The organism is Streptomyces sp. NPDC004542, assembly GCF_040610035.1.
GTDB lineage: Bacteria > Actinomycetota > Actinomycetes > Streptomycetales > Streptomycetaceae > Streptomyces.
In genome coordinates, this window is sequence record NZ_JBEXLP010000061.1 from 1 (window position 1) to 12187 (window position 12187).

The window sequence follows — 12187 nt, forward strand, 5'->3', positions numbered from 1 at the left end:
GGCCGGTCCGTCCTGACGGACCGGCCCCCGCGGTGCGTTGCGCCGGCCCCGTGGTGCCGGCCGCTCAGGCCTCCGCGGCCGGCTCCTCCGTCACTTCCTCGGGCACGACGAACCCCGGCAGCCACTCCTGCAGCTCCTCGCGGAGCCGTACCGTCGCCCCCAGCTGGCACAGGACCCCGATGGTGCTCAGGGTCACCCGGTGGATGAGGAGGTACGCCGGGGGCAGGTTCAGCTGTTTGCCCAGCTGGTGGGCGGGGGAGCGGGGGTCGGCGATGCGGGCCGCCTGGCTGCGCATCCAGGACCGGGTGAAGGTGAACTCGTCCGCCCGGGCCGGCTCGATGATCGGCAGGAGGTAGTCCAGAACCGCGTCCGGGTCGAGGTCTATGGACTCCTTGACGAAGCCCTCGGCACACAGCAGCTCGTAGATCTCCTCGGCCCTGCCCTCCAGCGTCATGCGCAGGGAGTCGCCGATCGGCGTGGGCAGGCCTCCCGGGAGGCGGTCGACGGTACCGAAGTCCAGGACGCCCAAGCGCCAGCTGTCCTCGCCGTCGGGCAGCAGGCGGAAGTTGCCCGGATGCGGGTCGGCGTGCAGCAGGCCGGTGCGGGCCGGGCCGGAGAACAGGAAGCGGGCCAGGAGCTGGCCGGCGCGATCGCGCTGCTCCGTGCTGCCGTCCGAGATCACCTCCGAGAGCGGGATGCCGTCGATCCACTCCGTGACCAGCACCTGATCACATTGGTGCACCACCGCCGGGACCACGACGTCGGCGTCGTCCGTGAACTCCTCCGCGTGGACCCGCTGGGCCTGCGCCTCCAGGCCGTAGTCCAGTTCCTCGGAGACACGGTCCCGCAGTTCCGCGATCAGCGGCTTGACGTCCATCCCGGGGATGAGCGGGCCCAGCAGACGGGCGAAACGGCTCAACTGGTTGAGATCGGACAGGAGGGCCTCGCCCGCCCCCGGATACTGCACCTTGACCGCCACCTCGCGGCCGTCGTGCCACAACCCGCGGTGCACCTGCCCGATCGAGGCGGCCGCCGACGGCTTGTCCTCGAATTCCAGGAACAGCTCACGCCACTGCGGCCCCAGCTGCTCCTCCAGCACCGCGTGCACCGTGCGGGTCGGCATCGGCGGAGCCGCGTCCTGCAGCTTCGTCAGGGCAGCCCGGTAGGGTCCGGCGATCTCCTCGGGCAGGGCCGACTCGAAGACGGACAGCGCCTGCCCGAACTTCATGGCCCCGCCCTTCAGCTCGCCGAGGACCTTGAACAGTTGTTCGGCCGTCCGCTGTTGCAGCTCACGGCCGACGATCTCCGCGGACTCGCCCACGATCCGCTTGCCCAGGCCCCAGGTCGCCCGCCCGGCGAAACCGAGCGGGAGCGCGGCGAGCTTGGCGGTCCGGGTGACCGCCTTCCGGGGAAGATCAGACATGCGCCCTCCAAGTCCCAGTCGGCCGCGTCTCGTCCATCGTGCTCGGTCGACGCGTCGACGGCCGTTGCACCGCCATTGTCTCGTGCGGCTCCCCGTTCGTGGAGGAGTGTTCCCCGTTACCTCTGTCCGCGGCCCCGCAGGGGCATGCGGGATGCGGCCAGATCGGCCGGGCGTGCCAGTTCAGGCCGGGTAGGGAGACCTCCCAGCGTGCCCCCGCGCTCGACGGTGATCCGCCGTCGAGGAAGGCCAGGGCGTGCGCGGCCGCGAGTCCGGCGACCGTCGTGGCCAGCGTCACATCGCACGGCGGCACCGGCCGGGTCCTCCCGGAGCGCCACTGCGCGACCAGGCGGGGCCAGACCGGGTCCCGGTCCGTACGGCCCTGGTGCAGACATCCGGCGCACCCCGTCTCGCCGGGCAGTACGAGGGGACCCACGACGCCGGTTCCCTCCACGACACCCACATGCAGATGAGGTGTCCCGGAGGCGAGCAGGGGCTCCGCCCCGGATGGGTCGGGGGCGTGCACGGCCACGTCGTCCCGAGGGGCGAGGACCACCAGGGAGAAGCCCGGCTCGCCACTCTCCGACGGCGACCGCCGGCCCCGGCGCGGCGGACGCCCCGGGGCCGCTCTGCGCACCGCCTGCCGCGCCGCCTCCGTCCGCCGCTCGCCGATGGACTCGGCCGGCAACCCGCCCGGCCCCACGTCCCACGGCTCGACGCACCCGACGTCACGCACGTCCACCTCGCCGACACCCGCACCCGACAGCAGTGAGGCCACGAGGGCACCGACCCGGCCGGTGCCCCGGACCTGCACGCGCAGCGCGCGGCGGGCCGCCAGCCGGGCGAGCGCCTCGCCCGGCTCGCACGCGGTCAGCGACAGCGACGCCAGGTCCGGCCGCAGCCGGTCGAGGACGTCCGGCTTGGCGCGCAGCGCGTCGGCGTCCGGCCCGCCCCCCTGGGCGTCATCGAGGAGCCCCGCCCGCGTCAGCCGTCGTACGAGCCCGTCGACATGGCCGTCGGGCAGGTCCATCCGACGTCCCTCCTCGCGCAGGAGGGGCAGCCCCCGGCTGCCGTTGAGCAGGTCCAGGAAACTGCCGGTCGCCGTGTCCATCGGACCCAGTGTCATCGCGTGCGCCGGAGTCATCCCGAACTGCACGGTGTTCAGGTCGCGCCAGCCGCGCCGGAGCGCGGGTTTCACCATCGGATGCATCGCAGGCCCCCGTAGTCCTGAAAAAATCCCCGAACTTCTTCCTGGGCGGTGAAGCCGGTCACGCTCCGCCGACGAGTGCCAGCATGCCCGGTCCGGCGAGCGGGTGCCCGAAGTTGTCCACAAGCGGCATGGTTCGTCATATAAATCAATGTTCAGTACCGGTCGTGCACACCGGGTGATCACCGGCCGTGCGCATCGGCCGTGGGCATCGGTCGTGCGCATCGGTCGTACGAATCAGACGGATGGCGGGGGATCGGCAGGGAACCTTTCCGGACCCGGGACTTCCCGCGGGCGCAACGGGTAACGTCGGGGCGTGCCCGCCGACCCACTGCACCGCGCCGCAAAGCCACAGCGCAGTACGACGAGCCAGCCGCCGAGCGGCTCGGGGGCGAGCGCGATCGAGGTCCGCAGGAGCGACCGGCGACGCCGGACGGTCTCCGCGTACCGCGAGGGCGATCGCACCGTGGTACTGATCCCTGCCCGGATGTCCGAGGCGGAGGAGCAGCGCTGGGTGACCGTCATGCTCGACAAACTGGCGGCCCAGGAGAGCAAGCAGGTACTGGACGACGCGGAACTGGCCGGGCGCGCACAGTGGCTGTCGGCCCAGTACCTCGGCGGCAGGGCCCGGCCCGCCACCGTGCGCTGGGTCACCAACCAGAACACGCGCTGGGGCTCGTGCACCCCCGCCGAGGGCAGCATCCGGCTCTCGCACCGGCTGCAGGGCATGCCCGAGTACGTCGTCGACTACGTCCTCCTCCACGAACTCGCGCACCTGCTGGTCCCCGGCCACGGCCAGCGCTTCTGGCGGCTGCTGGAGGCCTATCCGCGTACCGAACGGGCCCGTGGTTACCTCGAAGGAGTGGTCGCCGCCGAGCGGTTGCCCCATCTGCCCGGTACGCGGTGAATTGACCGGCCGGTACGCCGTGATCCCGGGCGGATGCCGACCACGGTTTTGTACCGGGTCCGTACCGACTTCGTCCGGTCTCGGAGTTTGCCGTTAGCCTGGCGCGACGCACTCACATTCGGGATGGGGGACGGTCGTAACGCATGGCCAGGGAATTCCAACGGGGCCACAAGGCCAGGATCAGTGACCTCACGGCGGGTACCGATCTGTACGTAGGTGTGCAGATCTCCGCCCCCGGGCTGACCTTCGACATCAGCTGCTTCGGTCTCGACGCCGACGAACGTCTCTCCGACGACCGGTACTTCATCTTCTTCAACCAGCCGAAGTCCCCCGAGGAGTCCATCCAGCTCCTGGGTACACAGGCCGGGGACACGGAATCCTTCCGGGTCACCCTGGACCGCATCCCGCCGCAGATCCAGAAGCTGTCGTTCACGGCGACCATCGACGGCGCCGGTCAGATGTCGCAGGTCGGCCCCGGGTACCTGCGCATCGTGGCGGGCGGCGAGGAGGTGGCCCGGTACTCGTTCACCGGCTCGGAGTTCTCCACCGAGCGGGCCGTGATGCTGGGCGACTTCTACCTGAAGGACGTATGGCGGTTCGCCGCGGTCGGACAGGGCTTCGACGGCGGCCTCGAGGCCCTGCTGAAGAACTTCGGCGGCGAGGTGCTCGAGGAAGAGGCGCCCGCCGCCGCCCCGCAGCAGCCCCAGGCCGGGGTCACGCCGGGATTCGCCCCGCCCGCCCAGGCCACCGCGCCGCCCGCGTTCAGCGCCCCGACCGCCCCCGCCCCCGCCCCCGCCCCCGTCCCCGCTCCGGCCCCCGCCCCGGCGCCCGCGCCGCAGGGCTTCACGCCGCCGCCCGCGCCCAATGTGCACGCCGCGCCGACGGTCATCGCCCCCCTGACCCCGCCCACCGGCCCGGTCCCGCCCCCGCCCCCGGCACCCCAGTACGGCCAGCCCGCCGCCCCCGGCGCGCCCCTGCCCCCTGGCTACGCACAGCCCCCGCAGGCCCCGGCGCCGCCGCCGGGCTACGGCCAGCCCACCCCGCCCCCCGGCTACGGCCAGCAGCCGTCCTTCGGCCAGGTCCCGGGCCAGTCGGCCGCACCGTACGGCGTGCCTCAGGGTGCCCACCAGGGCGCCGGGGTGGGCGCCGCGCTCCAGCAGTTCAAGGAGACGCCCACCGGGCAGCGCTGGACACAGCAGAACAAGAAGCTCATCCGCGTCGACCTCGGCATCGGCGGCCAGCCCGTGCTCGCCCGCCAGGGCAGCATGGTGCTCTACCAGGGCAAGGTCGACTTCAACTACAAGGGGGCGGGCTTCGCCGGCCGGATCGTGGGCAACGCGACCGGCCAGGAGATGCAGCTGATGCGCTGCACCGGCCAGGGCCAGGTGTTCCTCGCCGAGAATTCCACGCACCTGCACCCGGTCGAACTCCAGGGCGACGCGATCTGCGTCTCCGCCGAGAACGTGCTGGCCTTCGACGAGAGCCTGCAGTACGAGGTCCGCCGCATCGAGGGGCACGGCATCCCGGGCGGAGCCCTGTTCACCATGCAGTTCCAGGGCACCGGCACGATCGTCGTCAAGACGCACGGCACGCCGGTCGTCCTGCCGGTCACCCCCACCACGTTCGCCGACTGCAACGCGGTGGTCGCCTGGTCCGCCGCCTCCCAGGTGATCGTCTCCAGCCAGGTGCGCATGCGCCGCAACGCCTACCCCGGCGACACCGGGGAGAGCGTCAACCTGCAGTTCCGGGGCGCGCCCGGCAACTTCATCGTCGTCCAGCCGTACGAGGTCTGAGGGAGCCCGTCATGAACCAGCCGCTCGCGGGCTATGCCCCCGCACCCGTCACCGCCCGCATGGAGAACCACGGCGACCACATGCTGAAGGTCGCCATGCAGACCGGCAACGACCTCCTCGCGCGCGTGGGCTCGATGGTGGCCTACGAAGGGTTCATCCAGTACGAGCCCAACCCGCCGGCCGTGCGTCAGGTCGCCCGTGACTGGATCACCGGCGAGGGCGCTCCCCTGATGAAGGTCACCGGGGACGGCCTGCTCTACCTGGCCGACTACGGGGCGAACGTCGTCGTGATCAACCTCAACGGCGACGGCATCTCCGTCAACGCCACCAACCTGCTCGCCTTCGACGCCCACCTCACCTGGGGCGTGGAGCGGGTCAAGGGCCTGGCGAAGTTCGCCGGACAGGGCCTGTGGAACACCAAGATCTCCGGTCAGGGCTGGGTCGCCCTGACCTCCCGGGGCAAGCCGATCGTCGTGGACTGCGGTGGCGGCGAGGACGAGACGTACGTCGACCCGGACGCGCTCGTCGCCTGGTCCCCGAACCTCAAGGTCAAGGGCAAGCGCAGCTTCAAGGCGCAGTCGCTGATCGGCCGGGGCAGCGGCGAGGCCTACCAGATGGCCTTCTCCGGCCAGGGCATCGTCGTCGTCCAGCCCAGCGAGGACAGCACCGACCGCCTCCGGTTCCGGGGCTGAGGGGGAGCACACATACCATGCAGAGCCCGCTTTTCGCCCACAACGACCTGCAGACGCAGGAGCGGTGGAGCCTGCAGAACAAGCAGATGCTCCGCGTCACCCTGGACGGGCACGACGACCTCCTGGCCCGCAAGGGCACCATGGTCGCCTACCAGGGGCTGGTCGAGTTCGACGCCGAGTACCGCAGCAACAACCAGGCACGCGCGCGTGCGTACACCGGTGAGGGCCTGGACCTGATGCGCTGTCACGGGCAGGGCACGGTCTACCTGGCCAACCTCGCCCAGTACGTCCACGTCATGGAGGTGGAGCAGGACGGCCTGACGGTCGACAGCGGCTACGTCCTCGCCATGGACTCCTCGCTGCACCACGAGGTCATCGCCGTCGACAGCCTGTACGGCATCTCCGGCTCCGGGAAGTACCAGCTCAACATCACCGGGCGCGGCAAGGTCGCCCTGATGACCTCGGGTGCCCCGCTGCTGATGCAGGTGACACCCGACAAGTACGTCAACTGCGATGCCGACGCGATCGTCGCCTGGTCGACCGGGCTGCGCGTGCAGATGCAGGCCCAGACGCACTCCTCCGGGGTGTGGCGGCGCCGGGGCAGCACCGGCGAGGGCTGGGAGCTCAGCTTCATGGGCACCGGCTTCGCGCTGGTCCAGCCGAGTGAACTGCTGCCGCCGCAGCACGCCCAGATCGGACAGGGTCTCGCCGCGCAGTTCGGGATGGGACAGCAGGGGGCGCGTGGACAGAACCAGGGGAACGTCTGGAGCTGAGCACAAGGGAGGGGTGACCGCGCCGGGCGGTCACCCCTCGTCCCGTCAGAGTCTGGCGCGCGTGGCCCCGAACAGTCGTACCACCGACTCGTCCGCCACGTCCGCCACCTCGTCGTAGCCGAACCAGCGCAGATCGAGGGACTCGTCGCTGATCTCCTGGATCGCGCCGGACGGCGCCAGGACCGCGTACTGCACGTCGAAGTGCCAGTGGCACGGCGCCGGGATCGGATGCCGGTCCAGCCGCACCGGCCCGCCCGGCAGCAGAGCGAGGCCGGTGATGCCGGACTCCTCCGTCGCCTCCCGCAGGGCGGCCTCCTCCAGGGTGGCGTCCCCCGGCTCGCAGTGGCCGCCCATCTGGAGCCACATCCGCAGCTTCCTGTGCAGGGTGAGCAGCACCCGGCCGCGCTCGGGATCGATCACCAGGGCGCTCGCCGTGAGGTGCCCCGCACCGCAGGCCTTCCACATGCCGTCCGGGTGTGCCGCCAGGTGGTCCAGGTAGGCCTGGCGCAGCGCTTCCTGGTCCTCGTAGCCCTTGAGCACGAGGACCGCGTCGTCGTACAGGCTCACTCGGTGTCGTCGCCCTTGGCCTCGTCCCCGTCCTGCTCGCCGAGGTCCGGCTTCCTCAGGTCCGGCTTCCCGGCCGAGCCGCCCGCCGCCTCGCCGAGCATCTTGTCCAGCTCGGAGAAGTCCAGCTGCTCGCGGTGGACGAAGCCGTCCGGGTCGTCCAGGTCGGTGGCCGTCGGCAGCATGTCCGGGTGGGACCACAGGGCGTCCCGGCCGTCCACGCCGCGCGCGTCGGTGAGCGAGGCCCACAGCCGGGAGGCGTCACGCAGGCGGCGCGGGCGCAGCTCCAGGCCGATCAGCGTGGCGAACGTCTGCTCGGCCGGGCCGCCGGTGGCGCGGCGGCGGCGCAGCGTCTCGCGCAGCGCGTCGGCGGACGACAGCCGGGGCTTCGCGGCCGCGTGGACCACCGCGTCCACCCAGCCCTCGACGAGTGCCAGCGCGGTCTCCAGGCGGGCCAGGGCCGCCTTCTGTTCGGGCGTGTCCTCCGGCTGGAACATGCCCTGCTGGAGAGCGTCCTGCAACTGCTCGGGGTTCTGCGGGTCGAACTGGCCGACCACGTCCTCCAGCTTGGCGGTGTCCACCTTGATCCCGCGCGCGTAGCCGTCGACCGCGCCGAACAGGTGCGAGCGCAGCCACGGCACGTGCGCGAAGAGGCGCTGGTGGGCGGCCTCGCGCAGGGCGAGGTAGAGCCGCACCTCCTCCCGCGGCACGCCGAGGTCCTTGCCGAACGCCTCGACGTTCGCCGGCAGCAGCGCGGCCTTGCCGGCCGGGCCGAGCGGCAGTCCGATATCGGTGGAGCCGACGACCTCGCCCGCGAGCACGCCGACGGCCTGCCCGATCTGCGTGCCGAACATGGCGCCGCCCATCGAGCGCATCATGCCGATCAGCGGGCCCGCCATGGCCTGCATCTCCTCGGGCAGGACGTCGCCCATGGCCGCGCCGACCCGCTCGGCGACCGGGTCGACGAGCTCCTGCCAGGCCGGCAGGGTCGCCTCGACCCACTCCGCGCGCGACCAGGCCACCGCGGTGCCCGCACCGGACGGCAGGGACGTCGCGTCGTCCAGCCACAGATCGGCCAGACGGACGGCCTCCTGCACGGCCTGGCGCTCGGCGGGGCCGACGCTCGCGTCCTTGACGCCGTCCGGGGTGCCCTGGGAGACCGTCTGGCGGGCGATCTGCTTGGCCATGTCCCAGTTCACCGGGCCGCCCTCGTAGGAGAGCATCTGGCCCAGCTGCTGGAAGGCGGCGCCCAGGTCGGTGGGGTTCAGCGAACCGAACATGGCTGCGAGCGGATGGTCGGCGCCGGGGCCGCCGAAACCCCCGGCCCCGGGCAGCCCGAAACCGAACGGGTTGGCCGGTCCCTGCCCACCACCGCTCTCCTGGTCCTTCTTCTTGCCCTCGTCGCCGTCTTCCGGCTCCTCCGGCGGAAGGCCGAATCCGAATGGGGTGTCACTCACGGGATTCCTCGGCTGGTAAGGCCACCGGTTCTTCCGGCGGCGCGGCTGCCCGACAACACCACCCAGCGTAGACACCCCGACCCGATCGGGCCTCGGTGCTTCGCCGACTCTCGGCCTGCGGCAGGATGGATGCCACCTGGTACGTACGCGTCACTCACGCTCGTACTGAAGACAACCGCTGGAGACGCCTGGTGAGTTCCCCAGATCCGCAGGTTCGCGCAGCGCGAAACCACTCAACCGGTCCTGCCACGCGCGGGCCCGTCGTCGCCGTCACCGGCGCCGCGACCGGGGTCGGGGCGCTGCTCACCGAGCGGCTCGCCGCGTCGGACGAAGTCAAGCAGGTCATCGCCATCGACGAACGGCGCGGGGAGTGCGCGGCGGCGCAGTGGCACATCCTCGACGTGCGGGACCCGGCGATCGCGGACAAGCTGCGGGGCGCCGACGTCGTCGTCCACCTCGCGCTCGACCTGGATCTGGAGACCGATCCGGCGGCGCGTACGGCCTACAACGTCCGGGGCACGCAGACCGTGCTGACCGCGGCCGCGGCGGCCGGGGTGCACCGTGTGGTGCTGTGCACCTCCGCGATGGTCTACGGGGCGCTGCCGGACAACGAGCTGCCGCTGTCGGAGGACGCGGAGCTGCGGGCGACGGCCGAGGCGACCGGGGTCGGGGACCTGCTGGAGATCGAGCGGCTCGCGCGGCGCGCTCCGCGGGCGCATCCCGGGCTGAACGTCACCGTCGTACGGCCGGCGGTGCTGGTCGGGGGCACCGACACCGCGCTGACCCGGTACTTCGAGTCGCCTCGGCTGCTGGTGGTGGCCGGGTCGCGGCCGGTCTGGCAGTTCTGTCATGTCGAGGACCTGTGCGGCGCGCTGGAGTACGCCGTTCTGGAGAAGGTCGAGGGGGAGCTGGCCGTCGGGTGCGACGGGTGGCTGGAGCAGGAGGAGGTCGAGGAACTCAGCGGGATCCGGCGGATGGAGCTGCCGTCGGCGGTGGCGCTGGGGGCGGCGGCGCGGCTGCACCGGATCGGGCTGACTCCGTCACCGGCGGGGGACCTCGCGTACACGATGTACCCGTGGGTGGTGAGCGGGAGCCGGTTGCACGACGCCGGGTGGCGGCCGCGGTGGACCAACGAGGAGGTGCTCGCGGAGCTGCTGGACGAGGTGTCCGGGCGGCACACCGTTGCCGGGCGGCGGCTGGGGCGGAAGGACGCGACGGCGGCCGGGGCCGCGGGGGCGACCGTGGCCCTGCTGGGCGCCGCAGCCGTGGTGCGGCGGGCCCGGAAGGCACGGCGCCGCATCTGAGGAGCGGTTCTCGCACCCGCCGCCCTTGCCCTTCCCGGCCCCAGGAGCCGCGTCCCTCCCCTCTCCTCACGGGTCGTGCCCGGCATCCCTCGCGGGCTGTTCCGTGTCGTCGGTGTCGTGCGGCACGATGGTCCTATGTCAGCCAGTAATGAGCACCCCGCAGAGCGTCCCGGCCAGGATCCCGTCAGGTTGATCGGCGTCCGGGAGAGCGCCCTGTCGGTGGATGAGGTGTTCCGGGCCGTCGGGGACGACGCCGCCGGGGGGATCGCTCTGTTCGTGGGGACGGTGCGGAACCACGACGGGGGCGCCGACGTCGACGCGCTGGGCTATTCGTGTCACCCGAGTGCCGAGGCGGAGATGCGGCGCGTCGCCGAGAAGGTCGTCGCGGAGTACCCGGTGCGGGCGCTGGCGGCCGTACACCGGGTGGGTGACCTCCGGGTAGGGGATCTCGCCGTCGTCGTCGCGGTGGCGTGTCCGCACCGGGCGGAGGCCTTCGAGGCCTGCCGGAAGCTGATCGACGACCTCAAGCACGAGGTGCCCATCTGGAAGCACCAGAAATTCTCGGACGGCACCGAGGAGTGGGTCGGCGCCTGCTGAGCCCACTTGCCGTATCCCGGTTGCGTAACCCGACCCCTGCCGTGAGCGTTGTCAGTGCGGAAGGTTAATCTGCTGATCAGTCAGTCCGGATGCTCACCCGGATGCTCACATGGGTTGGGAGGGCGGCATGGCGGCACTCGCCTGGTTGCTGATTCCGCTGGTGGCTGCCATCGGCGCCGGACTCTGGGGCAGTTGGGCCAACCGGACACGGAAGGTCCGGAGCGACGGCCCCGAGCTGGACGGATACGCCCGTTTCCGTGAGGCCATGGAGAGGTCTCACTCCCGTACTTGACGGGGACGGTACAAGGGTGGCCCTGACGGTGCGCCGACAGGGGCGTCCCGTACTGTCGAGGCATGCCACGCCGCACCGCGACGATGCTCGCCTCCACCCTGATGCTGATCGCGCTCCTGTGCGCGGGAGTCTTCATCCCCGTGCCGTACTCGGAGATGTCTCCGGGGCCGACCGTGAACACCCTGGGCGACCACGACGGCGAGCCGGTGCTGCAGATCTCCGGGCACAAGACGTACGCGGCCTCCGGGCACCTCAACATGACCACCGTCAGGGTCACCAGCGCCGACTACCGGATGAACCTGGTGGAGGCCGTCTACGGATGGCTCGCCCACGACAGCAAGGTCGTGCCGCACGACACGCTCTACCCGGACGGCAAGACGGAGGAGCAGTCCACCCAGGAGAACGCCGAGGAGTTCACCCAGTCGCAGGAGAGCGCCAAGGTCGCCGCCCTGCAGCAACTGGACATCCCGGTGAAGTCCTGGGTGATCGTCTCCACGGTGGTCAAGGACTCCCCGGCCGAGGGCCGGCTGCACGCCGGTGACGTGATCAAGGCCGTGGACGGCACGACGGTCAAGGAGCCGGCCGACGTCGCCGAGCTGGTGACCAAGCACAAGCCCGGCCAGGACGTCGTCTTCAAGGTCGTCACGGCCAAGGAGCAGGCCGCCGCCGAGAAGGAGCACCGGACGGCGACCGCCACCAGGGACGTCACGATCACCACGGCGGCCTCCCACGACACCGGAGCCAAGCGCGCCATCGTCGGGATCTCCGCCGGGACCGACCACACCTTCCCGTTCACCATCGACATCAAGCTCGCCGACGTCGGCGGCCCCAGCGCCGGGCTGATGTTCTCCCTCGGCATCTACGACAAGCTGACCCCGGGCGACCTGACCGGAGGCAAGTTCGTGGCCGGCACCGGCACCATCGACGACGACGGCAAGGTCGGTCCGATCGGCGGCATCGAGATGAAGACCGTCGGCGCGCGCGGCAAGGGCGCCCAGTACTTCCTGACGCCCGCCGACAACTGCGCCGCCGCCGCCAAGGACACCCCGAGCGGACTCCGGCTGGTCAAGGTGAACACCATCGAGGACGCCCTCGAGGCCCTCAAGGACATCCGTGGCGGCGACACCGCCGACCTGCCGAAGTGCACCACCAAGGGCTGACCCCGGCTGCCCGGGAGCCCC

At 71.6% G+C, this 12187-nt stretch carries 11 protein-coding genes; 7 read left to right on the forward strand and 4 right to left on the reverse strand.

Annotation, left to right across the window (positions count from 1 at the left end; all coding sequences use genetic code 11):
* Positions 1 to 64: 64 nt before the first annotated feature.
* Together ABZX30_RS26765 and ABZX30_RS26770 are read right to left on the reverse strand one after the other, a co-directional pair.
* Positions 65 to 1423, reverse strand: coding sequence for an AarF/ABC1/UbiB kinase family protein (locus ABZX30_RS26765; RefSeq protein ID WP_355937802.1), 1359 nt, complete (start codon positions 1421 to 1423; stop codon positions 65 to 67).
* Positions 1416 to 2630 carry a TOMM precursor leader peptide-binding protein gene (locus tag ABZX30_RS26770; protein ID WP_355937804.1) on the reverse strand — a complete coding sequence of 405 codons (1215 nt, stop codon included), beginning with the start codon at positions 2628 to 2630 and terminating at the stop codon, positions 1416 to 1418. Before ABZX30_RS26770 ends, ABZX30_RS26765 begins: the two co-directional genes overlap by 8 nt.
* 313 nt (positions 2631 to 2943) lie before the next feature.
* On the opposite strand from ABZX30_RS26770, the gene ABZX30_RS26775 reads away from it, so the two are divergent.
* The 4 genes from ABZX30_RS26775 to ABZX30_RS26790 all read left to right on the forward strand — a co-directional run bounded on the left by ABZX30_RS26775 (position 2944) and on the right by ABZX30_RS26790 (position 6792).
* Positions 2944 to 3534: a M48 family metallopeptidase gene (locus tag ABZX30_RS26775; protein WP_355937806.1), complete on the forward strand. Its 591-nt coding sequence runs from the start codon at positions 2944 to 2946 to the stop codon at positions 3532 to 3534.
* 143 nt (positions 3535 to 3677) lie between these two features.
* A complete protein-coding gene (locus ABZX30_RS26780) occupies positions 3678 to 5327 on the forward strand; it encodes a TerD family protein (RefSeq protein ID WP_355937808.1) in 1650 nt (549 codons plus the stop codon).
* Positions 5328 to 5338: 11 nt separating this feature from the next.
* Positions 5339 to 6019, forward strand: coding sequence for an AIM24 family protein (locus ABZX30_RS26785; RefSeq protein ID WP_355937810.1), 681 nt, complete (start codon positions 5339 to 5341; stop codon positions 6017 to 6019).
* Positions 6020 to 6036: 17 nt separating this feature from the next.
* Positions 6037 to 6792 carry an AIM24 family protein gene (locus ABZX30_RS26790; RefSeq protein ID WP_355937811.1) on the forward strand — a complete coding sequence of 252 codons (756 nt, stop codon included), beginning with the start codon at positions 6037 to 6039 and terminating at the stop codon, positions 6790 to 6792.
* Positions 6793 to 6837: 45 nt separating this feature from the next.
* Here the strand turns inward: ABZX30_RS26790 and ABZX30_RS26795 are convergent, their stop codons facing one another.
* Positions 6838 to 7359 (reverse strand): NUDIX hydrolase, encoded by a 522-nt coding sequence (locus ABZX30_RS26795; RefSeq protein ID WP_355937813.1) that lies wholly within the window; start codon positions 7357 to 7359, stop codon positions 6838 to 6840.
* Complete coding sequence (locus ABZX30_RS26800) at positions 7356 to 8813, reverse strand: zinc-dependent metalloprotease (protein WP_355937815.1); 1458 nt, start codon at positions 8811 to 8813, stop codon at positions 7356 to 7358. Before ABZX30_RS26800 ends, ABZX30_RS26795 begins: the two co-directional genes overlap by 4 nt.
* Positions 8814 to 9004: 191 nt before the next feature.
* Between ABZX30_RS26800 and ABZX30_RS26805 the strand changes: the two genes are divergently transcribed.
* The 3 genes from ABZX30_RS26805 (at position 9005) to ABZX30_RS26815 (ending at position 12166) form a co-directional block, all read left to right on the forward strand.
* Positions 9005 to 10117: an SDR family oxidoreductase gene (locus ABZX30_RS26805; protein ID WP_355937817.1), complete on the forward strand. Its 1113-nt coding sequence runs from the start codon at positions 9005 to 9007 to the stop codon at positions 10115 to 10117.
* 135 nt (positions 10118 to 10252) lie between these two features.
* Positions 10253 to 10714, forward strand: a complete 462-nt coding sequence (locus tag ABZX30_RS26810) for a molybdenum cofactor biosynthesis protein MoaE (RefSeq protein ID WP_355937819.1) — start codon at positions 10253 to 10255, stop codon at positions 10712 to 10714.
* A gap of 354 nt (positions 10715 to 11068) precedes the next feature.
* Positions 11069 to 12166 (forward strand): PDZ domain-containing protein, encoded by a 1098-nt coding sequence (locus tag ABZX30_RS26815; protein WP_355937820.1) that lies wholly within the window; start codon positions 11069 to 11071, stop codon positions 12164 to 12166.
* Positions 12167 to 12187 lie beyond the last annotated feature (21 nt).

Bases quoted from the DNA above. Each gene is read 5' to 3' on its own strand.
- ABZX30_RS26765 (WP_355937802.1), bottom strand. From the start codon at position 1,423: ATGTCTGATCTTCCCCGGAAGGCGGTCACCCGGACCGCCAAGCTCGCC.
- ABZX30_RS26770 (WP_355937804.1), bottom strand. From the start codon at position 2,630: ATGCATCCGATGGTGAAACCCGCGCTCCGGCGCGGCTGGCGCGACCTG.
- ABZX30_RS26780 (WP_355937808.1), top strand. From the start codon at position 3,678: ATGGCCAGGGAATTCCAACGGGGCCACAAGGCCAGGATCAGTGACCTC.
- ABZX30_RS26785 (WP_355937810.1), top strand. From the start codon at position 5,339: ATGAACCAGCCGCTCGCGGGCTATGCCCCCGCACCCGTCACCGCCCGC.
- ABZX30_RS26790 (WP_355937811.1), top strand. From the start codon at position 6,037: ATGCAGAGCCCGCTTTTCGCCCACAACGACCTGCAGACGCAGGAGCGG.
- ABZX30_RS26810 (WP_355937819.1), top strand. From the start codon at position 10,253: ATGTCAGCCAGTAATGAGCACCCCGCAGAGCGTCCCGGCCAGGATCCC.
- ABZX30_RS26815 (WP_355937820.1), top strand. From the start codon at position 11,069: ATGCCACGCCGCACCGCGACGATGCTCGCCTCCACCCTGATGCTGATC.